General features: G+C 73.8%; 19 protein-coding genes. 8 read left to right on the top strand and 11 right to left on the bottom strand.

Annotation, left to right across the window (positions count from 1 at the left end; translation table 11 throughout):
- Nucleotides 1-51 precede the first annotated feature (51 nt).
- On the top strand, nucleotides 52-3,306 hold the full coding sequence (locus K4B79_RS01585) for an AfsR/SARP family transcriptional regulator (protein ID WP_232024324.1): 3,255 nt from the start codon (nucleotides 52-54) through the stop codon (nucleotides 3,304-3,306).
- A complete protein-coding gene (locus K4B79_RS01590; RefSeq protein ID WP_232024325.1) occupies nucleotides 3,303-4,436 on the top strand; it encodes a class I SAM-dependent methyltransferase in 1,134 nt (377 codons plus the stop codon). The genes K4B79_RS01585 and K4B79_RS01590 overlap by 4 nt, the downstream gene beginning before the upstream one ends.
- A 46-nt stretch (nucleotides 4,437-4,482) precedes the next feature.
- On the opposite strand, the gene K4B79_RS01595 is transcribed toward K4B79_RS01590, so the two are convergent.
- Genes K4B79_RS01595 through K4B79_RS01615 form a run of 5 tightly spaced genes read right to left on the bottom strand, consistent with a single transcriptional unit; the run spans nucleotide 4,483 to nucleotide 9,346 of the window.
- On the bottom strand, nucleotides 4,483-5,754 hold the full coding sequence (locus K4B79_RS01595; RefSeq protein WP_232024326.1) for an ABC transporter substrate-binding protein: 1,272 nt from the start codon (nucleotides 5,752-5,754) through the stop codon (nucleotides 4,483-4,485).
- Entirely contained in the window at nucleotides 5,751-6,851 is a 1,101-nt protein-coding gene (locus K4B79_RS01600) for a branched-chain amino acid ABC transporter permease (RefSeq protein ID WP_232024327.1), read from the bottom strand. The genes K4B79_RS01595 and K4B79_RS01600 overlap by 4 nt, the downstream gene beginning before the upstream one ends.
- The gene (locus K4B79_RS01605; protein ID WP_232024328.1) at nucleotides 6,844-7,734 is read right to left on the bottom strand and encodes a branched-chain amino acid ABC transporter permease; all 891 of its coding nucleotides are present in this window, start codon (nucleotides 7,732-7,734) and stop codon (nucleotides 6,844-6,846) included. Before K4B79_RS01605 ends, K4B79_RS01600 begins: the two co-directional genes overlap by 8 nt.
- On the bottom strand, nucleotides 7,731-8,543 hold the full coding sequence (locus tag K4B79_RS01610; protein ID WP_232024329.1) for an ABC transporter ATP-binding protein: 813 nt from the start codon (nucleotides 8,541-8,543) through the stop codon (nucleotides 7,731-7,733). The genes K4B79_RS01605 and K4B79_RS01610 overlap by 4 nt, the downstream gene beginning before the upstream one ends.
- Before the next feature lie 8 nt (nucleotides 8,544-8,551).
- The gene (locus K4B79_RS01615) at nucleotides 8,552-9,346 is read right to left on the bottom strand and encodes an ABC transporter ATP-binding protein (protein ID WP_232024330.1); all 795 of its coding nucleotides are present in this window, start codon (nucleotides 9,344-9,346) and stop codon (nucleotides 8,552-8,554) included.
- Nucleotides 9,347-9,578: 232 nt separating this feature from the next.
- Between K4B79_RS01615 and K4B79_RS01620 the strand changes: the two genes are divergently transcribed.
- Nucleotides 9,579-10,775 (top strand): PucR family transcriptional regulator, encoded by a 1,197-nt coding sequence (locus K4B79_RS01620; protein ID WP_232024331.1) that lies wholly within the window; start codon nucleotides 9,579-9,581, stop codon nucleotides 10,773-10,775.
- A gap of 39 nt (nucleotides 10,776-10,814) precedes the next feature.
- Here the strand turns inward: K4B79_RS01620 and K4B79_RS01625 are convergent, their stop codons facing one another.
- Nucleotides 10,815-11,933: a glycerate kinase gene (locus tag K4B79_RS01625; RefSeq protein WP_232024738.1), complete on the bottom strand. Its 1,119-nt coding sequence runs from the start codon at nucleotides 11,931-11,933 to the stop codon at nucleotides 10,815-10,817.
- A 192-nt stretch (nucleotides 11,934-12,125) separates the two neighbouring features.
- On the opposite strand from K4B79_RS01625, the gene K4B79_RS01630 reads away from it, so the two are divergent.
- From K4B79_RS01630 to K4B79_RS01640, 3 genes are all read left to right on the top strand, one after another.
- The gene (locus K4B79_RS01630) at nucleotides 12,126-13,199 is read left to right on the top strand and encodes an ADP-ribosylglycohydrolase family protein (protein ID WP_232024332.1); all 1,074 of its coding nucleotides are present in this window, start codon (nucleotides 12,126-12,128) and stop codon (nucleotides 13,197-13,199) included.
- Nucleotides 13,200-13,260: 61 nt separating this feature from the next.
- Complete coding sequence (locus tag K4B79_RS01635) at nucleotides 13,261-13,755, top strand: NUDIX domain-containing protein (protein WP_232024333.1); 495 nt, start codon at nucleotides 13,261-13,263, stop codon at nucleotides 13,753-13,755.
- Nucleotides 13,756-13,840: 85 nt separating this feature from the next.
- Nucleotides 13,841-14,608 (top strand): SIR2 family NAD-dependent protein deacylase, encoded by a 768-nt coding sequence (locus K4B79_RS01640; RefSeq protein ID WP_232024334.1) that lies wholly within the window; start codon nucleotides 13,841-13,843, stop codon nucleotides 14,606-14,608.
- On the opposite strand, the gene K4B79_RS01645 is transcribed toward K4B79_RS01640, so the two are convergent.
- The 3 genes from K4B79_RS01645 to K4B79_RS01655 form a co-directional block, all read right to left on the bottom strand.
- Nucleotides 14,605-15,117, bottom strand: a complete 513-nt coding sequence (locus K4B79_RS01645) for a methylated-DNA--[protein]-cysteine S-methyltransferase (RefSeq protein WP_269462963.1) — start codon at nucleotides 15,115-15,117, stop codon at nucleotides 14,605-14,607. The two genes, K4B79_RS01640 and K4B79_RS01645, sit on opposite strands and share 4 nt — an antisense overlap.
- An 11-nt stretch (nucleotides 15,118-15,128) precedes the next feature.
- On the bottom strand, nucleotides 15,129-16,616 hold the full coding sequence (locus tag K4B79_RS01650) for an AlkA N-terminal domain-containing protein (protein ID WP_269462964.1): 1,488 nt from the start codon (nucleotides 16,614-16,616) through the stop codon (nucleotides 15,129-15,131).
- Nucleotides 16,617-16,696: 80 nt separating this feature from the next.
- Complete coding sequence (locus K4B79_RS01655; RefSeq protein WP_232024741.1) at nucleotides 16,697-18,631, bottom strand: heavy metal translocating P-type ATPase; 1,935 nt, start codon at nucleotides 18,629-18,631, stop codon at nucleotides 16,697-16,699.
- A gap of 57 nt (nucleotides 18,632-18,688) precedes the next feature.
- Here K4B79_RS01655 and K4B79_RS01660 point away from each other — a divergent pair, with 57 nt between their 5' ends.
- Entirely contained in the window at nucleotides 18,689-19,048 is a 360-nt protein-coding gene (locus K4B79_RS01660; protein ID WP_232024335.1) for an ArsR/SmtB family transcription factor, read from the top strand.
- Nucleotides 19,049-19,123: 75 nt separating this feature from the next.
- Here the strand turns inward: K4B79_RS01660 and K4B79_RS01665 are convergent, their stop codons facing one another.
- Nucleotides 19,124-23,032 carry a glycoside hydrolase family 2 TIM barrel-domain containing protein gene (locus K4B79_RS01665; protein ID WP_232024336.1) on the bottom strand — a complete coding sequence of 1,303 codons (3,909 nt, stop codon included), beginning with the start codon at nucleotides 23,030-23,032 and terminating at the stop codon, nucleotides 19,124-19,126.
- A 281-nt stretch (nucleotides 23,033-23,313) separates the two neighbouring features.
- Here K4B79_RS01665 and K4B79_RS01670 point away from each other — a divergent pair, with 281 nt between their 5' ends.
- Nucleotides 23,314-24,177, top strand: a complete 864-nt coding sequence (locus K4B79_RS01670; protein ID WP_308280361.1) for a response regulator transcription factor — start codon at nucleotides 23,314-23,316, stop codon at nucleotides 24,175-24,177.
- Nucleotides 24,178-24,349: 172 nt separating this feature from the next.
- On the opposite strand, the gene K4B79_RS01675 is transcribed toward K4B79_RS01670, so the two are convergent.
- Nucleotides 24,350-25,597, bottom strand: a complete 1,248-nt coding sequence (locus K4B79_RS01675) for an FAD-dependent monooxygenase (RefSeq protein WP_232024337.1) — start codon at nucleotides 25,595-25,597, stop codon at nucleotides 24,350-24,352.
- Nucleotides 25,598-25,629: the final 32 nt, after the last annotated feature.

Raw genomic sequence — 25,629 nt, forward strand, 5'->3', positions numbered from 1 at the left:
CTTCGGTTCGGGCCCTCTCGTTGTCGCGTCCGGGCCGCCACAATGGCGGGCGTGGCGGGCGTGGGGGCTTCGGACGGAGAGCACGTCGAGATCGGGCTGCTGGGCCCGGTCCGGCTGAGCGTCGGGGGCGTGGCGAGGCCGCTGCGGAGCCTGCCCGGGCGGGTGCTGCTCGCCCGCCTGGCGCTCGCGCCCCGCCGGGTCGTACCGGTGACCGGGCTGATCGACGCCCTGTGGGACGCGGAGCCGCCGCGCGGTGCCGTGGGCAACCTGCACAGTTACGTCTCCCGGCTGCGGCGGGCGCTGGGTGACGACCTGATCGCACGCGAGGCGGCCGGGTACCGGCTGCTCCTGGGCCCGGACCGGATCGACACCGGGCTGGTGGAGCGGCTGGTGGCCGAGGCCCGGTCCGCCGCGGTCGCCGACCCGGCGGAGGGTGCCCGGCTGCTCGGCCACGCCCTCGGCGTCTGGCGTGGCGAGGCGCTCGCCGATCTCGCCGACCGCGCGGCGTTCACGCCCGAGCGGGCCCGGCTCGACGAATGGCGCCGGCATCTGCGCGAGGAGTGGTTCGAGCTGCGGCTCGCCGCCGGGGAGGCGGGCGGTGTGCTGCCCGACCTGGAGGAGGCCGTCGCCTCCGACCCGCTGCGCGAACGCCTCCAGCTCCTCTTCGTCCAGGCCCGGCACCGCACCGGGCGTACCGCGGAGGCGCTGGCCGCCGTCGACGCCTACCGGCGGCACCTGGCCGACGAGTACGGCCTCGATCCGGGGCCCGCGATGGCCGAGCTGCGGCAACGGCTGCTGACGGACGATCCCGGGCCGCGGGTGCCCGGGGCGCGGGGGCGGGGGACGGTGACGGGGGTGCCCGCCGCCCCGGGGGTGCCCGCCGCCACCGGAGCGCGGCTCACGGAACGGGCCTCGGCAGGGGCGCGGGCGGCTTCGGGGCTGGCTTCTGGGGCGGCTTCTGGGGCGGCGGGCACCCCGGGCTCGCCCGCCGTTCCGGGCTCGCGGGGCTCAGCACCTCCGGCCGCGGCGGGCGCGCCCCGCCTCACCCCGCCCGCCGATCGGTTCGTCGGGCGGAAGGCGGAGCTGGCGCAGGTGCGGGACGCGGTGCGGGAGCACCGGACGGTGACCGTGGTGGGGCCGGGCGAGGTGGGCAAGACGCGACTGGTGCTGGAGCTGCTGAAGGAGCCGGTGCCGTTGTCCGCGCGCCTCCCGGCGCCCTCGTCCACGCCGCTGCACCTGGTGTCCACGCCGCTGCACCTGGTCGAGCTGGCCGAGGTCTCCCGGTCCGCCGAGGTCGGCGGGGCCGTGGCCACGAGGCTGGGGCTGCGGACCGCGCCCGAGGGGGACGTGACCGCCGTCGCCGACCGGCTGGGGCACGCCGAGGCGCTCCTGGTGCTGGACAACTGCGAGCACCTGTCGGAGGCGGTGCGTGAGCTGGTGACGGAGTTGTCGGCGCGGTGCCGGGGGCTGCGCGTGCTGGCCACCTCGCGGCGACGGCTCGACGTGCCCGGCGAGCGGGTCGTACGCCTCGGGCCGCCGTCGGAGGAGGAGCAGGTGGAGCTGTTCTGCGACCGGGCAGCGCTGCTGCGGGACGGTTTCCGCGAGGCCATGAGCGAGGACGTGCGCGAGGACATGCGCGAGGACATGCGCGAGGACATGCGCGAGGACAGGGCGGCGTCGGCGACCGGGCTGGTGGCCGAGGTGTGCCGGATGCTCGACGGGCTGCCGCTGGCGGTGGAGCTGGCGGCCCGCAGGGAGGCCGTGTTCGGGCTGCGTCAGCTGCGTGAACGTCTGTCCGCCGGACTGGACGTGCTGGAACCGGTGCGCGGGGGCGACCGCGCCACGGCGGTCACCGCGACCGTGGAGTGGTCGCGCCGGCTGCTCGACCCGGACGCCCGGGAGCTGCTCGACCGGCTCTCGGTGTGCCGGGGCGGCTTCGGCGCCGAGGCGGTCGACCATCTCACCCCGCCGGGCGCGGCCCCTCCCGCGGCGCTGCTCGCCGAACTGGTCGACGCCTCACTGGTGGGCTGCGACCTCACCGCCGACCCGCCGCGCTACCGGCTGCTGGAGACCGTGCGACACGCCTGTGCCGCCCATCTGGCCGGGGCGCTCGCCGAGGACGCGCACGCCGCGCACGCCCGGTGGATGCTGGCGCACGCCGAGCGGGTGCACCGGCTGCGGCGGGACCGGTCGCCCGAGGCGGCGGTCCTGTTCCGGCGGGAGCGGGCCAACACCCACGAGGCCCTGTCCTGGCTGGCGGGCACCGGCCGCCGCCGGGAGGCCGCGCGGCTGGCGCTCATGACCGCCATGACGCTCGCCGACGACCCGGACCTGCCCCTGCTCGGTCTCCTGGGCGGCCTCACCCCCGCCCTGCCGGGTGAGCCGGGCGACGACACCGAGGCGCTGCTCGCGCTCGCCTCGGGGGTCGCCGCCTGGCTGACGGGGGACGGGCGGACCTCCGACCGGCTGCTCGGCGCGGCGGTCGAGGCCCTGCCCGACCGGCATCCGCACCGGTGGATCGGGCGCTTCTACCGGCTGGCCAACCGGATGTACCGGGGCGATGTCACCGGCGTCGAGGAGGACGCCACGGCCCTGCTGCAGGACCGGGCCGCGCCGGGCTGGGGCCAGGGGTCGGCGGTGTGCTGCGCGGCCCTGACCCGGGAGTTCGCCGGGGACCACGAGAGCGCCGAGCGGTGGCTGAACCGTCAGGAGGTGCTCCTGACCGAGCTGAGCAGGCTCGACGGCTTCGTCACGTACACGCGGGGCGAGCTGGCCGCGCAGCACGACCCGGCCCTCGCGCTGGCCCTCTTCGACCGTGCGCACCGGCAGTGCCGGGCCCAGGGCAACGTCTACGTCGGGGAGATCGCCGCGGTCGGCCGGGCGGCCGTGCTGATCCGGCTGGGGCGGCACGAGGAGGCCGTAGCGGCCTGTCACGAGCTGCTCGGCGGTCTGCGGCGGCTCGGGATGTGGCCCCAGCTGTGGATGGTGCTGCGGCTGACCGCCGAGCTGATGGTCGCGCTCGGCGACCACGCCACGGCGGCCGCCCTGTTCACCGCGGCCGACAGCGACTCGCTCGCGCCCGCGGTGTTCGGCTCCGACCGGGAGCTGCACGCCGGGATGTGGCGGCGGATCGCGGAGGCGCTCGGCCCCGAGCGGCTGGAGTCGTCCCGCGCCGAGGGACGCGCGGACGGCCGTGCGGGCGCCGCCGAACGGGCCACGAGCGCACTGGCCGCGCGGCTGTCGCAGCGGCCGGCAAGCCGCGGGCAAGGGACCGGCAAGCGGGCCCCGGCACCGTGGAGCCCATGACAACGACACCGAAACCGACACCTTCACCGACAGAGGCCACCGAGGCCGCCCAAGTCGCCGCCCAGGCCGCCGAAGCCGCCCAGGCCGGGACCGAGGCCTTCCTCGGCCGGGTGGTCACCGACTTCGCCGGGGCGTCGAGCGCCCTGATGACCGTCCTCGGCGACCGGCTCGGGCTCTACGGGGCCATGGCCGGCGCGGGCCCCGTGTCCGCCGCCGATCTGGCGAAGTCGACGGGCCTCGACCCACGGCTGGTCACGGAGTGGCTCGCGTCCCAGACCGTCTCCGAGTACGTCGTCCACGATCCGACGGCCGGCACGTTCGAGCTGCCCGAGACCCACGCGGCCGTGCTGGCGCGGGCCGACTCACCGGCGTACCTCGTCGGCGCCGGGGACGTCCTGGCGGGCCACTTCCTGGCGCTGGACGACATCGAGCAGGCCTTCCGCGACGGCGGCGGGCTCGACTACGGCGCTCAGCACCCGTGCGTGTTCAGCGGCATCGAGCGGTACTTCCGCACCGCGTACCTGCACCAGATCGAGTCGGCCTGGTTCCCGGCGGTGCCGGGTCTGGTGGAGCGGCTGGAGCGCGGGGCCCGGGTGGCCGACGTGGGGAGCGGCCACGGGGTGGCCGATCTGCTGATCGGGCGGAAGTGGCCCGCGTCCACGGTCACCGGCTTCGACGCGCACGAGCCGTCGGTCGCCCAGGCCCGCGCGAAGGCCATCGAGGCGGGCAGCCCCGGCAATGTCTCGTTCCGGGTGGCCGACGCCGCCGGGATCGGGCCCGGCCCCTACGACGTGGTCGTCTTCTTCGACTCCCTGCACGACCTCGGCGACCCGCCCGCGGCCCTGCGCCGGGCCCACGAGGTGCTCGCCGACGGCGGGATCCTGGTCGCCGTGGAGCCGTGGTCGACGGACCGGCTGGAGGACGGCATCGGACACCCCACGGTCCGGATCGGCTACGCCTCCTCGACCGCGCTGTGCACGCCGGGTTCGCTGGCCCAGCCGGGACAGTACGGCCTCGGCACCCAGGGCGGACCGGCCCGGCGGATCCAGCTGCTCGCCGAGGCGGGCTTCCGGGAGGCGGGGCTCGCCGCCGACACCGGGTTCAACCTGGTGCTGGCCGCGGTGAAGTGACGTACAGGAGCGGGTGGACGGCCGTGTGTGCCGTCCACCCGCTGTCTCATGCCTCGGGTGTGTACGCCTGCGCCACGTCGGAGGCTCCGGCCTCCCGGACGACCTTCATGCCGCCCGTGGCGCTCTTGTCCGGCTGGAGGATCACGCTCTCCCGGGAGGACGGGGCCGCCGGGTCGGTGAAGTCCTGGGCGATGCCGAAGCCGACGTCGAAGGAGTCGATCGACAGCAGGGCCTTGTCGACGCCCGCCCTGGTGAGGTCCTTGCTCGCGCAGGCCTTCTTCAGGGCCTCGCCGAAGGCCGCGGCCGCGGTCCAGCCGGCCACGACGCCGTTGTCGAGGGAGTCCTTCGGGTAGGCCGCCTTGTAGTCGGCGACGAGTTTCTTCGCCTGCGGGGTGTCCGCGCCGATGGGCAGCGAGGGCGAGGAGACGTAGTAGTTCTTCGCCAGGGCGGGGCCCGCCTGGGTGACGAGGAGCTGGGGTGCGAAGGCGGAGTTGTTGCCGATGATCGGCACGTTGAAGCCGCCCGCGGCGGCGACGCCGACGAGGGAGGCGGCCTGGCGCGGGCCCGCGCTGATGACGATCGCCTTGACGCCGGCCTGCTTGAGGGCGGCGACCTGGGCGGTCATGTCGTTGTCGGTCGGTTTGATCTTCTGCTCCACGACGCTCAGGCCGGCCTCCCGCGCGATGTGCCGGGAGCCGACGAGGGCGCTCTCGCCGTAGTCGCCCTCGAAGTAGACGTGTCCGATCTTGTCGCCCTTCCTGATCCCCTTCTCCTTCATCAGGAAGTCGACGGCGTTCATCGTCTCGATGTCGTACGTGGAGCCGATGACCCGGATGTACGGGCTGCCGAGGAGCGCCGCCGACCACGCCTGCGGCAGGACCAGGACCTTGTCCTGGCCGTCGACGCGCTGCTTGACGGCGGCGACGAACGGCGAGCCGATGAACTGCGCGAAGCCGAGGACCTTCGGTTCCAGCTCGGTGTAGCCGGAGACGGCCTTCTGGGGGTCGTAGCCGTGGTCGCGGACGGACAGCTCGACCTTGTAGCCGCAGACGCCGCCGGCGGCGTTCAGCTGCTTCACGTACAGCTGCTGGGCCTGGGTGACGCTCTTGCCGAGGGTCGCGTAGACGCCGGTCATGTCGGTGAGCGCGCCGAGCGTGATCGTTTTGCCGGAGACGCCCTCGCCGGTCTTCACCCCGCCCGCGGCCGCCTTGTCCCCGTCCCCGTCGCCGGAGTCCTTGGCCTTGGAGCTGCATCCGGCCAGCACGAGCAGTGCCGCGAGGGCAGCCGCGGCGGCCCTGGCACCGTACGTCCTGATCATCGTTCCTCCCCTGGATGGGTTGTGACGCGACGCCCGGCGGCCACCCTGACCAGGCCGCCGGGCAGGAACAGCACCACCAGCACGACGGCGGCGCCGTAGAGGTACCGGGATGCCTCGCCCGGTGCGATCCCGCCCGTGCCGGGGGCGGAGACCAGGGGCAGCGCATCGCTGTAACGGGTCAGCAGCTGCGGCAGCAGGGAGACGAACACCGCCCCGGCCACCGCGCCGGCGACCGAGCCGAGCCCGCCGATGACGATCATGGCGAGGTACTCCAGGGACAGCACGATGCCGAAGTAGTCCGGCACCGTCCGCTGGAACACCAGGGCCAGCAGCACACCCGCGAGGCCCGCGTACATCGACGACAGCACGAAGACGGCGGCGCGGTGGCGGGCGACCGGGACGCCGAGCACGCCCGCGGCGATGCGGTGGTCGCGGATGGCGTTCATGGCCCGGCCGGGACGGCCGCGCAGCACTCCGCGGGCGAACAGCGCGCCGGCCAGGAGCAGGACGAGACCGGCGTACCAGAGCTTCTCCGCCGACCCGAACGGCACGGCGGCGACGAGGAGTTCGCGGTCGTCGAAGGTGAGGCCGAAGAGGCTGAGCGGCGGGACGTCACGGCCGTTGGCGCCGCCGGTCAGGTCGTGCGCGTTGAACATCACGTGCTGGCCGATGAAGACCAGCGCGAGGGTGGCGATGCCCAGGTAGGCGCCGCTGAGCCGGCCCGAGATGGGGCTGAACAGGCCGCCCGCGACGCCCGCGACCAGGACGGCGAGCACGGCCGCGAGCCAGGTCGGCAGGCCGAGGCCGGTGAGGCCGTCTCCGCCGCCACCGCCGTCGCCGCCGTCGGCCGCGAAGACGCAGTAGCCGTAGGCGCCGACGGCGAGGAAGAAGGCGTGGCCCATGGAGAGCTGGCCGGTGGCGCCGGTGAGGAGGTTGATGCCGATCGCGCCGATCGCGGCGGCCATCGCGAACAGGCCCGCCTGGAGCCAGAAGCGGTCCAGGTAGAAGGGCAGCGCGAGGAGGAGGACGGTGCCGGCGGCCCAGACGTACAGCCGTGCGGGCACGGCTCGCAGGGGCCTGAGAAGGGCTTCAGACACGGGCCGGCTCCTTCGTGCCGAACAACCCGGCGGGCCGGATGAGCAGGATCGCGACCATGACGAGGTAGGGCGCCAGGTCGCCGAGACCGCGCCCGAGGAACGTCAGGTCGCTCTGGTAGCCGGTGGCCAGCGACTCCGTGACGCCGACCAGCAGGCCGCCGACGAGTGCGCCGGTGGTGGAGTCCAGTCCGCCGAGGATGGCGGCCGGGAACGCCTTCAGCGCGGCGAGCGAGGTCGCCCGTTCCAGGCCCGGCGTCGGGAAGACGGTGAGGAACAGGGCGGCCACGGCGGCGAGCCCGCCCGCCACCGCCCACGCGCCCAGCGAGACCCGCCCCAGCCGTACGCCCATCAGCGCCGCCGTCTCCGCGCTCTCCGCCGCCGCGCGCATCGACACGCCCCAGGAGGTGTACCGGAAGGCCAGCAGGAACGCGGTGATGAGCAGCGCCGCCGCCACGAACGCGGCGATCCGGGTGTGCGCGAGGGAGATCGGTCCGAGCGCGAGGACGGCGTCGCCCCAGGGGTCGCCGAGCGCGAGGACGTCGGTGCCGATACGGCGGGTCAGTTCGGTGGTGAGCAGGATGTCGACGCCGATGGTGACGATGGCCAGGACGCTGTGGTCGGAGCCCCGGTAGCGCCGCATCACCAGGAACTCCACGGCCGCGCCCACGAGCGCGGCGCCCGCGATCCCGACGAGCAGCGCCGGCCAGAAGCCGAGATCGTCGTGGAGGGTCGCGGTGACATAGCCGCCCGCGAGCAGCAGCGAGGCGTGGGCGAAGTTGACGACCTCGGTGGCCCGGAAGATCACCACGAACCCGAGCGCGATGAGCGCGTAGACCGAGCCCAGCGAGACGCCGTTGAGCAGGATCTCGGCGAAGGTGCTCATGATCCGGCCCCCAGGTAGGCGCGTACGACGGCGGGATCGTTCTGTACGTCGGCGGGGGCGCCGTCGGCGATCCGGCGCCCGAAGTCGAGTACGGTCACGGCGTCCGCGAGCCGCATCACCACCCCCATGTCGTGTTCGACCAGCACGATCGAGATGCCGAGGCTGTCCCGGACGCCCGCGATCACGGCGGCGGTCCGGCGCCGTTCGTCGGCGGTCATGCCGGCGACCGGCTCGTCCAGGAGCAGCAGGCGCGGCTCCATGCACAGCGCGCGGGCGAGTTCGGCGAGCTTCTGCTGCCCGTACGGCAGGGAGCCCGCCGGGCGGTGCAGGCAGTCGGCGATGCCGACGAACTCGGCGATCTCGCGGACGCGGGCGCGGTGCAGCCGTTCCTCGCGGGCCGCCGAGGGCAGCCGCAGTCCGGCGGCGAGGAAGCCGGTGCGGGTCAGCCGGTGCCGGCCGAGGAGCAGGCTGTCCTCGACCGTGGCCAGCGGCGGCAGCGCGAGGTTCTGGAAGATGCGGGCCACTCCGAGGTCGGCGATGCGGTGCGGCGGCATGCCGGTCAGCTCGTGGTCGCCGAAGCGGACACTGCCCCCGGTGGCCCGGTAGACCCCGGAGAGCACGTTGAAGCAGGTGGACTTGCCGGCGCCGTTGGGGCCGATGAGGGCGTGCACGGTGCCGGGGCGGACGGTGAAGCAGACGTCGTCGAGGGCGGTGAGCCCGGCGAAACGGACGGTGAGATTCCGGACGTCGAGGGTGTCCAGGGGGGTGTCCCCGGTGGTGCCCACGCCGGTGCCCACGCTGGTGTCCATGCTGTGGCTCACCCCTTCCAGCGGGTCAGCGTCCGCCGTACCGCCCGCTCGGCGTCCGCCGCCGCGTCCTCGTCGACCACGCCCAGATAGCGGCGGCGCACCTCGTCGGAGGCGGCCAGTTCCGGGGCCGGGCCGGAGAGGGTGACCTCGCCGACTTCGAGGACGTACGCGTGGGTGGCGAGCCGCAGGGCGAGGGCGGCGTTCTGTTCCACGAGGAGGACGGAGGTGCCCTGGGCGTTGATCTCGCGGACGGTGTCGGCGATCCGCTCGGCCATGAGCGGGGCCAGGCCCAGCGAGGGTTCGTCCAGGAGCAGGACCCTGGGACCGGCCATCAGGGCGCGGGCGACGGCGAGCATCTGCTGTTCGCCGCCGGAGAGCAGACCGGCGCGCTGCCCCGCCCGTTCGGCGAGCACCGGGAAGAGCTCGTGCACCCGCTCCAGGGCGGCGGCCCGGCCCGAGCGATCACCGCCGAGGGCGCCCGCGCGCAGATTGTCGGCGACCGTCATCCGGGCGAACACCCGCCGGCCCTCCGGTACCTGGGACACCCCGGCGGCGACCACCCGGTCCGGCGGCAGCCGGTCCAGCCGTCGGCCGCCCAGGCTCACGCCGCCCTCGGTGACCGCGCCGCCGTGGAAGGACAGCGTCCGGCTGATCGCCCGCAGCAGCGTGGACTTGCCGGCGCCGTTCCCGCCGAGCACCGTCACCACGGCTCCCTCGGGCACCTCCAGGGACACCCGGCGCAGTGCCCGCACGGGTCCGTACCCGACCGACAGGTCGTGTACGACCAGTCCGGATCCGCCCATGGACTTCCCCCTGTCGTCACTCGGTGGCGTAACTCGATGTCGTCATGCGGTGTCGTCATGCGGTGTCGTCACTCGGTGTGGCGCTCACCCCAGCACCGGCCGGGGCGTCCGTCCACGGCCCGAGGCCGAAACGCTGCGGGTGCCCAGCGGGCCGGGCCGGGGGTTGTGCGCGCGCACAACACCGCGTGTCAGGGGCCTGTGCGCGGCGGCCTGCAGGTGGCATCCTCCGGCCATGGGAGGGCGACGGCCGCGGACCGGTCATGACTGGAAGCTGCTCGCGGAGTCCTGCGGGGCTCTGCTGGAACGAGTGCCGGAACTGGTGGACGAGCATCTGCGGCAACTCACCGAGTACTCCCCCGTCTACGGGCAGGTGCTCCCCCACGACCAGCAGTGGCGGGAGGCCGAGGAGGCGTTCCGGATCGGCATCGAGACGATCTCCGCGCCCCGGGACTCGCCGCGCCGCGATCTGGAGTACGCCGAGGACGCGGGCCGGCGGCGGGCCCGGCAGGGGCTGCCGCTGGACCTGCTGGTGCACGCCTACCGCAACGCCGGCTATCTCGTGTGGGACGCGCTGGTGGAGGGGGCGGCCGGGCGGGAGCCGGAGCGGCTGGGGGCGCTGATGCGCTCGACGACGATGGTGTGGTCGGCGGTGGACGCGCAGGCGCAGGCCGCCTCGGAGGCGTACCGGGCCACCGAAGCGGAGCTGCGGCGGCGGACCGACGAGCAGTTGCAGGCGCTGCTCGACGCGTTGCTGGAGGGGCAGCAGACGCCGGGGCTCGCCGCGCGGGCGGCCGCGGGCCTGGATCTGCCGGAGCACGGGCCCTACGTGGTGGTGGTGCTGCGTGCCGAGCGGCGGGAGGCGTGCGAGCGGCCGGTGGGCGGTGCGGGGTTCCGGTTCGTCTGGCGGATGCGGGCCGACTGCGAGGTGGGGGTCGTGGCGCTCACGCCCGGCCAGGGCCTGGACGGGGTGGCGCGGGCGCTCGACGGGCGGTGCTCGGGGCCCGGCGGTATCAGTCCGGTGGTGCCGGGCCTGGCCGAGCTGGGGCGGGCCCGGCGGCTGGCCGAGCTGGCGCTGCGCACCTGCCCGCCGGACGCCACCGCCGTCGTACGCCTGGACCAGCGGATGCCGACCGCGCTCGTGGTGAGCCAGCCCGAGCTCGCCGACCGACTCGTCTCGGACGTGTTCGGCGAGCTGCTCACGCTGGAGCCGGGCGACCGGGCCGTCCTGCTGGAGACCCTCGACGTGTGGCTGACCTGCGAGGGCTCGGCGGGCCGGGCGGCCGGACGCCTGTACTGCCACCGCAACACGGTCTTCAACCGGCTACGGAGGCTGGAACAGCTGACCGCACGGTCGCTGGCCCGGCCACGGGATCTGATCGAGATGACGTTGGCGCTGGACGCGTACCGGTTGTCGGGCGTGCGCAGGTGAAGGCACCCGGATCCCGGACCCCTCCCCCCGCCCGGCCTCTCAGGTCAGGAAGTCCCGGGCGATCTGCTCGGCGACCCGTTCCAGGATGGGGCCCGCGTCGGCGATGCACTTCGCCACGTCGGGCTCGGCGTCGGTGAGCGGGTAGACCCGGCGGATGCCGGCGCGGCCGAGGGCCTCCGGGGGCAGGGCGAGGCGGCCGCAGACCGCGACGACCTCCTTGTCGGCGGCGCGGGCCGCCGCGGCGACGCCGGCCGGGGCCTTGCCGTGCAGGGTCTGCTCGTCGAGGGAGCCCTCGCCGGTGATCACCAGCGTGGTCTTCTCCAGCGCGGCCGCGAAGCCCAGGACGTCGAGCATGACCTCGATGCCGGGGCGGAACCGGGCGCCGACGAGCAGGGCGCCGTAACCGATGCCGCCGGCGGCTCCCGCGCCCGGGGCGGCGGCGTGCTTCGCGGCCTGCGCGCCGACGGTCTTCTCCAGCACCTCGGCGTAGTGGGCCAGGGCCGAGTCCAGCGTCTCCACGTCGTCCGGGGAGGCGCCCTTCTGCGGGCCGTAGACCGCCGGGGCGCCCTTCGGGCCGGTCAGCGGGTTGTCGACGTCGCTGGCGAGGACGAACTCGACGGACGCCAGCCGCGGGTCGAGCCCGGACAGGTCGGCCGAGGCCAGGGCGGCGAGGCCCTCGCCACCCGGGGGCACCGGTTCGCCCTCCGCGTCCAGGAAGCGCGCGCCCAGCGCGGACAGCATGCCGGCGCCGCCGTCGGTGGTGGCGCTGCCGCCGACGCCGAACACGATGGTCCGCGCGCCCGCGTCCAGGGCTGCGAGCAGCAGTTCGCCGGAGCCGTACGTGGAGGCCGTCAGGGGGGCGAAGACACCGGCGGGCAGCCGCTGGAGGCCGCTCGCCTCGGCCATCTCCACGACCGCGGTGTCGCCGCGCAGCGCGAACGCGGCCGTCACCTCGTGGCCGAGGGGCCCCGCGACCCGCACCTCGTGGCGCTCGAAGCCCGCGGCGACCGCCGCGGCCACCGTCCCGTCGCCGCCGTCGGCCACGGGCAGCGCCTCCACCTCCAGGCCCGGTACGACCCGGCGCAGCCCCGCCGTCACCCGCTCGGCGACCTCCACGGCCGTCAGCGAGCCCTTGAACTTGTCCGCGGCGATGAGCACGCGCTGTGTCACCAGTTGTCCCCTTGCTCTCCGGGCCCCACGAACGCGAGGCCAGTCGCGCCGCTGCGACCTTAACCGCAGGACACCCCCGCCGTCATGCCCCGCCCGGACCCTGGGACGGCCCCGGAAGCCGACTGTGCGCGGCGGCCCGAACCCCGGGCGGACCGCCCCGGAATCGGGTAGACCGGAACCATGACCCCTGTGGGCACCGAGCCAGAGCTCGCCGACCGCGTCCTCGGGGGCTGGCTGGGCCGGATCGCGGGCAACATGCTCGGCAAGCCGGTCGAGCAGGGCGACCTGTGGACGCGGGACCGGATCGACCGCTATCTGCGGCAGGCCGCCGCACTGCCGCTCACCGACTACCTGCCCGAGCCCGTCGGCGAGAGCGACGGCGTCGAGCTGCGCCCCGAGTGGCGTCAGTGCGTGCGCGGCCGCATCCACGGCAGCTGCCGCGACGACGACGTCGACTACGCCATCCTCGGCCTGGACCTCCTGGAGACCCACGGCTTCGGCTTCAGCACCGAGCAGGTCGGCGAGCTGTGGCTGCTCAGACTGCCGTACCTGCAGACCTTCACCGCCGAGCGGGCCGCGTACCGCAATCTGGCCAACGGCCTCAAACCGCCCCTGACCGCCACCTACGACAACCCGTACCAGGAGTGGATCGGCGCCCTGATCCGTGCCGACGTCTACGGCTGGACCTCCCCCGGCGCCCCGCGCCGCGCCGCCTCGCTCGCCCGCCGGGACGCGGTGCTGTCCCACACCGGCAACGGCGTGTACGGCGCGATGTGGGCGGCGGCGCTGGTCGCGTCCGCGTTCACGGCCGGCACGGTCCGGCAGGCGGTGGACCAGGCCCTGGCCGTCATCCCCGGCGGCAGCCGGCTCGCGCGGACCGTGCGGCGGGTCGTGTCCCTCCACGACACCCGGATGACCTGGGAGGACACCCTGACCACGGTGGCCGAGGAGACCGCCGGGCTCGGCTGGATCCACACCGTCCCCAACGCCGCCGTCCTCACCGCCGGGCTCCTGTACGGCGACGGCGACTTCACCCGCACCATCACCCTCACCGTCCGGGGCGGCCTGGACACCGACTCCAACGGCGCCACCGCGGGCTCGGTGGCCGGCGTGCTCACCGGCGCGGAGGCCATCCCGGCCCAGTGGAAGGACCCGCTGGAGGACACCGTGCACAGCGCGGTGTTCGGCTTCGACGGGGTACGGATCAGCGAACTGGCGGAGCGGACGGTGCGGTTGGTGGAGACGGAGGGCTGAGGGCGGGGCCCCGGGCCCGGACGCGCGCGGTCCGGGGCCCGGCTCTGGTTACCCTTCCTGGATGACCACCACCCAGGACTTCGCCACCTACATCGCCGGTCTCCCCCGCGTCCTCGCCGGCGCCGCCGCCCTCTTCCGCGACACGGCGGGCCGGGTGCTGCTCGTCGAGCCCAACTACCGCGAGGGCTGGGCGCTTCCGGGCGGCACGATCGAGTCCGACGACGGCGAGACCCCGCGCCAGGGCGCCCGCCGCGAGACCGCCGAGGAGATCGGCCTCGACCGCGAACTCGGCCGCCTCCTCGCGGTGGACTGGGTGCACGGCGCGGGCCGCCCGCCCCTGGTGGCCTACCTCTACGACGGTGGCGTCCTGCCCGACGACGCCCTGGAGGCGATCCGCCTCCAGGAGGAAGAACTCCTCTCCTGGCGCCTCGTCCCCCGCGAGGAACTCCCCGCATACCTGCCGGGCTCCCTGGGCCGCCGCGTCCTGGCCGCCCTGGACGTCCTGACGGAGGGGTCGGGCACGGCGGAGCTGGAGAACGGGCACCGGGTGGCCTGAGCCGAGACCCGCCTCCGGCGGACGGCCACCCCACCGTCCCGATATGCGGTCGCCCCGTCCCGTCCGGTCGACCTACCCTCGCCCCATGACCAAGCCCCTCGTCGCCCTGCTCAGCGGCGCCGGTGTCTCCACCGACTCCGGGATCCCCGACTACCGCGGCCCGAACGGGCTGTGGCGCGAGGATCCCGAGGCCGAGAAGCTGGTGACGTACGAGTACTACATGGGCGATCCGGAGATCAGGCGGCGCTCGTGGCGGATGCGGCGCGAGAACCGGGCGCTGAAGGCCGAGCCGAACGCGGCGCATCTCGCCGTGGCGGAGCTGGAGCGGGCCGGGGTGCCGGTGCGGGTGATCACGCAGAACGTGGACGGGCTGCATCAGCTGGCCGGCGTACCGGCCCGCAAGGTGCTCGAACTGCACGGCACCGCACGGCAGTTCGTGTGCACCGGGTGTCACGTCCGGGGCCCGATGGAGGACGCGCTCGCCCGGGTCGAGGCCGGGGAGGAGGATCCGGCGTGTCTGGAGTGCGGCGGGATCCTCAAGTCGGCGACCGTGATGTTCGGTGAGCACCTCGACCCGGTGGTGCTGGGCGACGCCCTCGCGATCAGCAAGGCGTGCCAGGTGTTCGTCGCCGTCGGCAGCAGCCTCCAGGTCCACCCGGCGGCGGGGCTCGCCGGGGTCGCCGCCGACCACGGGGCCCGGCTGATCATCGTCAACGCCGAGCCGACACCGTACGACGACCGGGCCGACGAGGTGATCCGGGAACCGATCGGGACAGCGCTGCCCGCCCTGCTGCGTCGGCTGCGGGAGCCGGGTGCCCAGAGGACGCCCGGAGGACGCCCGGAGCGCGTCTAGAACAACACCGCCCCCCGTTCGAAGTCCAGCAGGCGGCGCTTGCGGTCCAGGCCGCCGCCGTACCCCGTGAGGCTGCCGTCGGCGCCGACGACGCGGTGGCAGGGGACGATGATGCCGACCGGGTTCTTGCCGTTGGCGAGGCCGACGGCACGGGAGGCGGCCGGGTTGCCGAGGGCGTCGGCGAGTTGGCCGTAGGAGCGGGTCTCGCCGTAGGGGATGCGGCGCAGTTCGTCCCAGACGGTGCGCTGGAACGGGGTGCCGTGCAGGCGGAGTTCGAGGGTGAAGTCCTGCAACTCGCCCGCGAAGTAGGCCTTCAGCTGGTCGGTGGCCTCGCCGAAGGCCGGGAGGTCGTCGCGGGGGCCGAAGGACTCCTCGGGTGGGCGGTGGCGTTGGTCGGTCATGTAGAGGCCGCACAGGACACCGTCGTCGGCGACGAGGGTGAGGGGGCCGTACGGGCTGTCGATCACGGTGTGGTGCCTCTTGGCGTTCATCGCATTCATCGGGTTCATCGCGTACGTCCTTACACGGGCAGGAAGTTGATGGGGTGGCTGTCCGTCGCCCACAGGTACTGGACGGCGTACGCCCGCCAGGGGCGCCAGGCCGCCGCGCGGGCCGTGAGGGCCGCCGGGGTGGCGGGCAGGCCCAGGTCCTGGGCGGCGCGGCGGATGCCGAGGTCGGTGGGGAGGAAGGCGTCGGGGTCGCCGAGGGCGCGCATGGCGATGACGTCGACGGTCCAGGGGCCGAAGCCCGGGAGGGCCAGCAGCCGGGCGCGGGTCTCGGACCAGTCGCTCTCCACACCCAAGTGGAGTGAGCCGTCGGCGAGTTGGCCGACCAGGGTGGTGAAGGTGGTGCGGCGGGTGCGGGGCATCGCCAGTGACTCGGGGTCGAGAGAGGCGAGTCGCTCGGGGGTCGGGAAGAGGTGGGTGAGGCCGCCCTCGGGGTCATCCACCGGATCGCCGTACGCCGCGACCAGGCGGGCCGCGTGGGTGCGGGCCGCGGCTGTGGAGACCTGCTGGCCGAGGACCGCGCGGACGGCGAACTCCGCCTCGTCCACCGTGCGGGGTACGCGTCGGCCGGGGGCCTTGTCGACCAGGGGCGCGAGCAGCGGGTCCGTGCGCAGCTGGTCGTCCACGGCGACCGGGTCGGCGTCCAGGTCGAGCATGCGGCGGCAGCGGCTGATGGCGACGGTCAGGTCGCGCAGGTCGGTGAGGGTGAGGCGGCAGGCGATGTGGTCGGGCTTCGGGGTGAGGGCCACGATGCCGTGGCCGTACGGCAGGCGCAGCGTCCGGCGGTACGCGCCGTCCCGCCACTCCTCGACGCCGGGGACGGCGGTCGCCGCGAGGTGGCCGAAGAGGTTGTCGGGGTTGAGAGGGGCGCGGAACGGCAGGCGGAGGGAGAGCGCGCCGGAGGTGGCCGGTGCCTGGGCGTCCCGCTTCGGCAGGCGGGCGCGCAGCTCGCTCGGGGACAGCGCGAAGACCTCGCGCACGGTGTCGTTGAAGGTACGGATGGAGGAGAACCCGGCGGCGAAGGCGATCTCGGCCATCGGCAGCGGGGTCGTCTCGATGAGGAGGCGCGCGGTCTGGGCGCGCTGGGCGCGGGCGAGGGCGAGCGGGCCCGCGCCCAGCTCGGCGAGCAACTGGCGTTCGATCTGCCGGGTGCTGTAGCCGAGCCGGGCGGCGAGACCGGGTACGCCCTCGCGGTCCACGACGCCGTCGGTGACGAGCCGCATGGCCCGGGCGACGAGGTCGGCGCGCTGGTTCCACTCCGGGGAGCCGGGGCTGGTGTCGGGGCGGCAGCGCTTGCAGGCCCTGAAGCCGGCCTGCTGACAGGCCGCCGCGCTCGGGTGGAAGGTCATGTTCTCGGGCTTGGGCGGCACCACCGGACAGCTGGGCCGGCAGTAGATGCGGGTGGTCAGGACGGCCGTGAAGAACCAGCCGTCGAACCGCGCGTCCTTGGACTGGACCGCGCGCACGCAGCGCTCGGTGTCGGTGTGCATTCCCCTCTGCATGCCTCAAGGATCGACCACGAACCGGCCGGAGGCTGGCGAGAATCCGACATCGACCTGGGCTGTCCAGCGCCCGTCCCGGGTCAGCCCCGGGCGCTCGTGCCCTTGTCCGGCCGCCACGCCGACTCCCTCAGCAGCCGCAGCCCGTTCAGGCCGACCAGGACCGTCGAGCCCTCGTGCCCGGCGACGCCGAGCGGCAGCGGCAGGTGTCCGATCAGGTCCCACAGGACCAGCCCGGTGATGAAGACGCCCGCGATCACCAGGTTCTGCACGACCAGGCGGCGGGCGGCCCGGGAGAGGCGTACGACGGCCGGGACGGTGGCGAGTTCGTCGCGTACGACGACGGCGTCCGCGGTCTCCAGCGCGAGGTCGGAGCCCGCCCGGCCCATGGCGATGCCGGAGTGGGCGGCGGCCAGGGCGGGGGCGTCGTTCACGCCGTCGCCGACGAAGAGCACCTTGCGTCCGGCGGCGTGCAGATCGCGCACGGCGTCGACCTTGTCCTCGGGCAGCAGTTCGGCGCGGACGTCGGTGAGGCCGGTGGCGCGGGCGACACGGGCGGCGGCCCGGGGGTTGTCGCCGGTGAGCAGGACGGGGGCGGTGCCGGTCAGGGCGGTGAGGGCGGCGGTGGTCGCGGCGGCGTCGGGGCGGAGGCGGTCGGTGAGGGTGAGGGTGCCGACCGGGGTGCCGTCGCGGGTGACGAGGACGACGGTGGCGTCGCTGTCGGCGTCGTCCGCGCGGCCGACGGTGATCGTCCGGCCCTCGACCACGGCCGTGACCCCGCGTCCCGGGGTCGCGGTGAAGTCCTCGGCGGGCGCGATCCGCAGGCCGCGCGTCCGGGCGGCGGCGACGATCGCGCGGGCCAGGGGGTGCTCGCTGGGGTGCTCGGCCGCGGCGGCCAGGGCGAGCAGGTCGTCCTCGCCGAGGCCGGAGTGCGGCAGCGGGGCCACGCCGGTCACCTCGGGGGCGCCCTCCGTCAGCGTGCCGGTCTTGTCGAGGGCGGTGGCGTCGATCTCGCCGAGGCGTTCCATCGCGACGGCGGACTTGACCAGGACGCCGTGCCGGCCGGCGTTGGCGATGGCGGACAGCAGCGGCGGCATGGTGGCGAGGACGACCGCGCACGGCGAGGCGACGATCATGAAGGTCATCGCGCGCAGCAGCGCGTCGGTGAGGTCGGCGCCGAAGGCGAGCGGGATCGCGAAGACGGCGACGGTGGCGGCCACCATGCCGACGGCGTACCGCTGTTCGATCTTCTCGATGAACAGCTGGGTGGGCGCCTTGGTGCGCGAGGCCTCCTCGACGAGGGTGACGATCCGGGCGATCACGGAGTCCGCCGGGTCGCGCTCGACGCGGACGCGCAGGGCGCCGGTGCCGTTGAGGGTGCCCGCGAAGACCTCGTCGCCGGGGGCCTTGGCGACCGGGAGAGGTTCGCCGGTGATGGTGGCCTGGTCGGCCTCGCTCATCCCGTCCAGCACCTGTCCGTCGGCGCCGATGCGCTCCCCCGGGCGGACCAGGATCAGATCGCCGACGGCGAGCTCGGCGGTGGCGACCGTCTCCTCCCGGCCGTCGTCGGTGAGCCGGGTCGCGGTGGCCGGCGCGAGGTCGAGCAGCCCGCGCACCGAGTCGGCGGTCCGGGCGGTGGCCAGGGCCTCCAGGGCGCCGGAGGTGGCGAAGATGACGATCAGCAGGGCGCCGTCGCGGACCTGGCCGATCGAGGCCGCGCCGAGGGCCGCGACGATCATCAGCAGATCGACGTCCAGGGTCTTCTCGCGCAGCGCGCGCAGTCCTTCGAGGGCGGGTTCCCAGCCGCCGGTGGCGTAGGCGACCGCGTACAGGGGGCCGTACAGCCAGGCCGGGACACCGCTCAGGTCCAGCGCCAGTCCCAGCAGGAAGGCGACGGTCGCCGCGAGGGCCCAGCGGGCCTCGGGCAGGGCCAGGACACGGGTGCGGCGGCGGGGGGCGGGACGGGCGGACGTGGGCACGGCGGTGGGAGTGAGAGTCGTGGACACCCGCACCACCATACAGGAACACATGAAGACTCATTCATCTGTTCATGTGCGATGGGTAAGATACCCGCCATGGGTCATGGAGCCGCGGCAGCGCAGACAGCCACCGAGCGCGTACGTCTGGACGCGGACAACGTCGCCAAGGTCGCGACCACCCTCCAGGCCCTGTCCACTCCCTCCCGGCTGCTGATCCTGGCGCGCCTGCGCGAAGGACCGCTGCCCGCCACGGAGTTGGCCGCGGAGGTGGGCATGGAGCAGTCGGCCTGCTCGCACCAGCTGCGGCTGCTGCGCAACCTGGGTCTCGTGGTGGGTGAGCGACGCGGCCGGTCGGTGGTGTACGCGTTGCACGACCACCATGTCGCCGAACTCCTCGACCAGGCCGTCTACCACGTGGAGCACCTGCGCCTCGGCCTCAACGACCCCGCCGAGTGACGTGAGCCGGCGTCACCCGTAGCCGCCAGGACGTCGGGCCGGGACGCCGAGTCGACGGCGTCCCGGCCCGATCGGTCACTGCGTCGCGGTCGGACGGCGTGAGGCCGTCATCGCCTCGTCGACGTCCGTCAGCGGGCGCAGCCGGTAGGTGTACGTGTAGTCGCGGTCGGCGAAGAGCTTGTACTCGTCGTGGGTGTGCGCGCCCCAGCTGTTGTCGCCGCCGACGCCCATCTGCCGGTGGTTGAGGCGCAGGACGACCTCGTCGCGGGGTGTGAGCTGGTAGTCGTGGCGGGCCCCGACCGAGAGGTCCTCCGGGGTGAGGTGCGAGGCGTTGACCTCCAGGAGCGGCTCGCCGCTGACCAGCAGGCCGACGCCGTCGCGGCCGGTCAGCGCGGCCCAGCGGACGTCGGTCTTGTTGCCGTTCTCCTGCGGGCGCAGATAGGAGGTCCACTGCCCGGAGACGGTGCCGGAGTACAGGCCCACGTCGGTGCCGTTGTTGCGGTCCCACATGTTCTCGTCGGGGCCGCGGCCGTAGTAGTGCAGACGGTCGAGGCGGCCGGGCAGGAGCAGCAGGGTGCCGACCTCGGGGATGTAGGGCAGTGAACCCGCCCCCGGGTGCAGGGTGTTGTCGACCTTGATCTCGCCGTTGCCGAAGACGGTGTAGGTGGTGGTGTACGTCGACTCGACGGTGGTGGGCAGGGTGCCGGTGACCTTGATCTCGACGGCCTTGTCCCGCAGGGTCTGCACGCTCACGCCGGTGACCTCGCGGGCGGCTCCGGCGTCGCGCCAGGTCTGGTTGCGGGTGTGGTGGCCGTTGCCGCGGTCGTTGTCGGTGGGCGCCCGCCAGAAGTTCGGCACGGGGCCCGAGGTGATCAGGCGGACGCCCTTGGCCTCGTACGAGGTGATGGTGCCGGTGGCCTTGTCGACGGTGACGGAGAAGCCGCGGCCGCGGACGGTGACGGACTTCTCGCCGTCGTCGTGGCGCAGGGCCGGTACGCGGTCCAGCGGGACGGGGGTGACGGCCGGGACGGCGGCGGCGACGGGGAGTTGCTGCTTGGCCACCTCGAAGCCGGCCTTCGCCCACTTCGTGGACTCCTTGGTGGTGAAGGACAGGTGCAGGAAGTACTCGGTGCCGGGCGCCGGGTTCGCCGGGACCTTCACCGGGAGCGTGATGTCCTTGCTGCTCAGCGGCGGTACGTCGAGCTGGTCGCGGGTGAGCCGGCCGCGCTGGACGACCTCGCCGTCGGCGACCAGGGACCAACGGCCGTCGAACTCGCGGACGTTGGTGAACAGGTATTCGTTGGTGAGGGTGACCCGGCCCGAGGTGACGGTGTCGCCGGAGGCGGGCGCGGTGTTGATCGCCTGGTAGATCTGCTTGACCTCGACGGACTTGCCGGTGCCGCCGCGGTCGGCGGTGATGATGCCGTCCCCGGCGAACGCCCCGTCGTTGGGGTTGTCGCCCCAGTCGCCGCCGTACGCGTAGAACGTCTTGTCGCGGGACCGCTTCTCGTCGAGGCGGGCGGTGGCGGCGTCGAACCAGAACCGCACGCCCTCGTCGCCGGGTCCCCGGCCCTCGGAGGCCAGTTCGGCGGCGCCGAGGGCACGGGCGTAGACGCGGGCCCGCCGGATGGTGCCGCTGAACTCGCGGGTGGGGTTGTCGACGTCGGTGGCGAGGGAGAGGGAGGCGGTGTTGTTCGCGGGCCGCCGGGTGGTGGTGCGGGTGGCCCGGGCGACGCCGTCGACGTAGAGCGTCAGCGTGCCCGCGTCGGCGTCGAAGACGCCCGCGAGGTGGTGCTCGCGGCCGGTCCAGTCGTCCGGCAGCGCCCAGGTGGCGGTGACCCACTGGCCGCCGCCGTGGATGAAGAACTCCAGGTTCCGGCCCGACTGCTTCAGGGCGTACTGGGTGTCGCCCTTGGCGACGATGGGCTGGTGGTACCCGAAGTAGTGCGGGGTGACCCAGGCCTCCAGGGTGAGCGAGCCGGTGAGGTCCAGGCCCGCGTCACGGGCGAAGACCGTGCCGCCGGAGACCCCCTCCTGCCGGGTGAACGTGCCGGCGGGAGCCATGATCTCGCCCCGCAGCGCGGCCGGTCCGGACTCGGTGAGCAGCTTGCGGGTCGGCGTGGGCCACTTCAGCGCCTGGTCGACGAAGTCCCAGATCCAGCCGCCCTGGAGCACGGGGTAGCGGCGGACGAGGTCCCAGTACTTCTTGAAGTTGCCGTTGGAGTTCCCCATGCCGTGCGAGTACTCGATCATCACGTACGGCCGGGTGTCGCTCGTGTCCTTGGCCCTCGCCTCGACCCGCTGCGGGCTGTCGTACATCTCGGAGCGGATGTCGCTGATCCCCGGCCGGTCGTCACCCTCGTACTGGATGACGCGGGTGGGGTCGTAGGAGCGGATCCAGTCGTACATGGCGTTGAAGGTGCTGCCGCCGCCCGCCTCGTTGCCCAGCGACCAGATGACCACGGAGGCGTGGTTCTTGTCGCGGTGGACCATGTTGCGGGCGCGGTCCACACAGGCCACGGTCCAGTCGGCGTGGTTGCCGGGGTACTCGCCGCGGATGCCGTGGGTCTCCAGGTTGGTCTCGTCGACCAGATACAGGCCGTACTCGTCGGCGAGTTCGAGCCACAACGGGTTGTTGGGGTAGTGCGAGGTGCGGACGGTGTTGATGTTCAGCCGCTTGATGATCCCGATGTCCTCGACCATGTCCGCCCGGGTGAGGGCCGAGCCGCGGACCGGGTGCATCTCGTGCCGGTTGGTGCCCCGGAAGGAGACCGGCCTGCCGTTGATGCGCATCAGGCCGTCCTTGAGCGCGAACTCGCGCAGACCGACCCGGTGGGAGAGCGTCTCGACCACCTTGCCGGAGGGGTCGCGCAGCCGGAGCACGGCGGTGTAGAGATACGGGTGCTCGGCCGACCACAGGCGCGGCGCGGGCACCGCCTTCGCCGCCTGTACGGTCGTCTCCTCGCCGGCGTCGAGCGCCACGGCCTGCTGGAGCGGCCGGGGCCACACCGGGTGCCCGCCGGCGTCGTAGAGCTGGGTCTCGACGGAGTACCGGCCGGCGCCCTTGCCGCCGTAGTCGCGGACGCTCGCGGTGACCGACAGCTCGGCCGCCCTGTAGTCGTCGCTCAGCGGGGTGTCCAGCTTGAAGTCGCGCAGGTGCACGGCCGGGGTGGAGTAGAGGTAGACCGAGCGGAAGATGCCGCTCAGCCGGATCATGTCCTGGTCCTCCAGCCAGTCGCCGTCGGAGTAGCGGTAGACCTCGACGGCGATCTGGTTGGTGCCCGGCTTCAGGTGGCGGGTGATGTCGTACTCGGCGGGGTCGTAGGAGTCCTCGTGGTAGCCGACCAGTTCGCCGTTGATCCACACGTAGTGGGCGGACTTGACGCCTTCGAAGTGCAGGAACGTCCGGCGTCCGTCCCAGTCGCGCGGGAGCGTGAAGGTGCGCCGGTACTGGCCCACGGGGTTGTGGCGGGTGGGGGCGGCCGGGGGCTGCGCCTCCTCGCCGCGGCCGTTGGGGCCCCACCACGGGTAGGTGATGTTGACGTAGATCGGGGCGTCGTAGCCGTGCAGCTGCCACGCGGAGGGGACGGGGATGGTGTCCCAGCCGGAGTCGTCCAGATCGGTGCGGTGGAAATCGGCGTCCCGGTCGTCGGGACGGTCGGCGTAGGCGAACTTCCATCTGCCGTCCAGGCTCTGCCGGTACGGCGAGCGGGTGCGGTCGGCGGCGAGGGCCTGGCCGAGGGTCGCGTACGGCATGAGCGTGGCGTGCGGCGGCTCGGAACCCAGCCGGAAGACGGTGATCTGCCCGTTCCACTCCGGGGTTCCCTCGGCGGCTCCCTCAGCCGCTTCCGTCCGTCCGGCCGCGTACGCCCCCACGGGCGACGCGGACAGGGCGAGCGCGCCGAACACGGCGGCTCCGCCCTCCAGAAGACGGCGGCGGCTGACCGCCGGACGGCCGGCGGGGGTCAGGTGGGGGTGCGGCATGACGGTGGCCTTCCTCGGTACGACGGTGACGTGCGCGAACTGAGGGTGCGTCAGAGCCAGAGGAACACTAGAACCCGAACAGAACCGAAGCAATGATCTCGTCTGAATTTGTGCGGTCCTGTTGGTCCGCAGGGGCTTCTCTCGGCCAGTTGTGACGCAGACCACTACAGAAACGGCGCCGTTTCGATAGATGGCGGAGGTAGCCTCAACTCAATGAGATGAACGAAACCGTTTCGTTCAGAAGCGGTGAGTTGCGGTACGGAGAGTTCAGGAGGAAGGGCATGACCACTGTTCTCGTGGTGCACGAACAGTCCTTGCAGCGGCTCGGTCTGCGCATGCTCCTGGCGGCCCAGCCCGGTCTGACCGTGATCGGCGAAGCGGCCGGCGAGGTCGAGGCGGTCCGGACGAGCGAGCGGCTGCACCCGGACGTCGTCGTGATGGACGGCGGCGGCCTCGGCACCCGCGGTATGGAGAGCGTGCGCGGCATCGCGCGTTATTCCCGCGTCCTCCTGCTGAGTCCCTCCCTGGACGACGCCCCCATGTACGCCGCCCTGCGCGCCGGGGCCGGCGGCTTCGTCCTCCCGGACGTCACCCCCGAGCAACTGGCCGCCGCCGTGCACTCGGTCGCCGTCGGCGACGCGGTCGTCTCACCCGGCCTGACCCGCGAACTCATCGACGCCGTCCGTAGGGAACGCCCGCCGACGGCCGCCCCCGGACGCACACACCGGCTCGACAGCCTCACCGGGCGCGAACGCGCCGTCCTCACCGCGGTCGCCTGCGGCTTCTCCAACGCGGAGATCGCCGAACGGCTGTCGATCGCCCCGACGACCGTGAAGTCCCACGTCAGCAACATCCTCACCAAGATCGGTGCCCGGGCCCGCGTCCAGGCGGTCACCTTCGCCTACGAGACGGGGCTGGTGCGCCCGGCGGTGGCCGGTCCGGAGTGGTGGGCCGGGGCCCCGACGAGCGCCCTGCCCCGTCCGGCGGAGCCCCTGGCGCGCGGTGCGGCGGGTGCTGCGGCAGGTGCTGCGGCGGGCGGGACGACAGGTCCGGCGCCCTCGGCGGTCCCGGCGCGGACGACGGCCGCACAGTCGGCGGTTCCGAGCCGACGCGCGCAGGCGCGGCCGCTGGCGACGGCGGCCTGACAGGCCGGGAGCACCGAGCGGCGACGAACCGCGGCCGCGATCGGGGAGCGAGGCACGGCGCGGGGCGCGCCGGGTGGGCGGATCCGGGCCGCCGATCGGAGGAGCCTCCGGCCGGAGGCCGGACAAGGCCGGTGGCCGAAGCTGCTCGGAAGCCGGAGGCCGAGCGCCGTGGTCACGTCCTCTCGCCGTCCGTGTCCCGGTACAGGTAGTGGGCCGTGCCCGAGAGGGTGGCGCGCGCCCAGGCGGCCATGTCGGCGGGGCCCATCGTGTCCCAGTCGGGGGTCCGCTCCACCTGGGCGCGGCCGATACGGCGGCCCAGGGCGGTGAGCCGGTTGGCCTCCTCGCGGCGTTCGGCGTCGTAGCGGGTCAGCGCCTCGTCCGGTGACGCGGTGGTCCGCAGAGCGCGCTCCAGGCAGCGGGCGTCCTCGATCGCCTTCACGGCACCGCTCGCGGTGTGCGGCCGGGTGAGCGCGCCGGCGTCGCCGGCGAGGACGACGCCCGAGGCGGCGTAGCGGGGCAACGGCAGGTCCAGCATCGGCTGCACGGCGATCGCCGAGTCGGCGCAGGACTCGACGACCTCCGCCCACCGGGCCGGGAAGTGCCGGCGCACGACGTCCTTGACGCGGGCCGCCAACTCCGGGTCGGCGCCCGGTGGATAGGCGGCCGAGGGGTCGTACGGCGTGCCCGCGGGCGGGAACATGTACACGCCCCAGTTCAGCAGGCGCCCGCCGTCGGTCGCCGGCATCAGATAGAAGATCCCGTGCCCGCCGGGAAAGACCACGGTGACCAGCGCCCGCTCCGCCTCCCGCACGACGGACCGGCTCAACGCGGTCTCCGGCAGGCAGCCACGCCACAGCGCGTATCCCGCGTACTCGGGCACCGCCTCCGGCGCCACCAGCGAGCGGACCACCGACCGGTGCCCGTCGGCGCCCACCACCAGGTCGTAGCTGTGCTCCTCACCGTTCACCAGGATCGTGGCACCGCCCGTGCCACCCTCCCGGTGCACGGCGTCCACGCGTGAGCCGGACCGGTACTCCGCCCGTTCCACCCGGGCGCGCAACGACCGCCACAGCAGGTACCAGTTGCAGACGGCCACCTCCATCGGCTGCCGCCACAGCTCGCGTTCACCACCCCGGTCCGTCACGTGCAGCCACGCCCGCTCGGTGACCGGGAGGAACGGCATCGCGGGATCCAGGTACCCGGTCTTCACCCACTCGTCCAGCAGCCCGGGCGGTACGGCGATCCCGAACCCGCGGTCCGCGAAGCCCCGTTCGGTGCGCTCGTGCACCACCACGTCGTAGCCCGCGCCGGTCCCCGCCACCGCCGCCGCGCACCCGGCGACACTGCCGCCCACCACCGCCATCCGCGCCACCGTCACTCCCCCGTCCCGGCCGGTGTGCCCGCTGCCTCCGACCCGCACCGCTTTCCACGGTGCGGGGGTGCCATCCCGTT

Source organism: Streptomyces lincolnensis (assembly GCF_021173675.1).
Lineage (GTDB): Bacteria > Actinomycetota > Actinomycetes > Streptomycetales > Streptomycetaceae > Streptomyces > Streptomyces lincolnensis_B.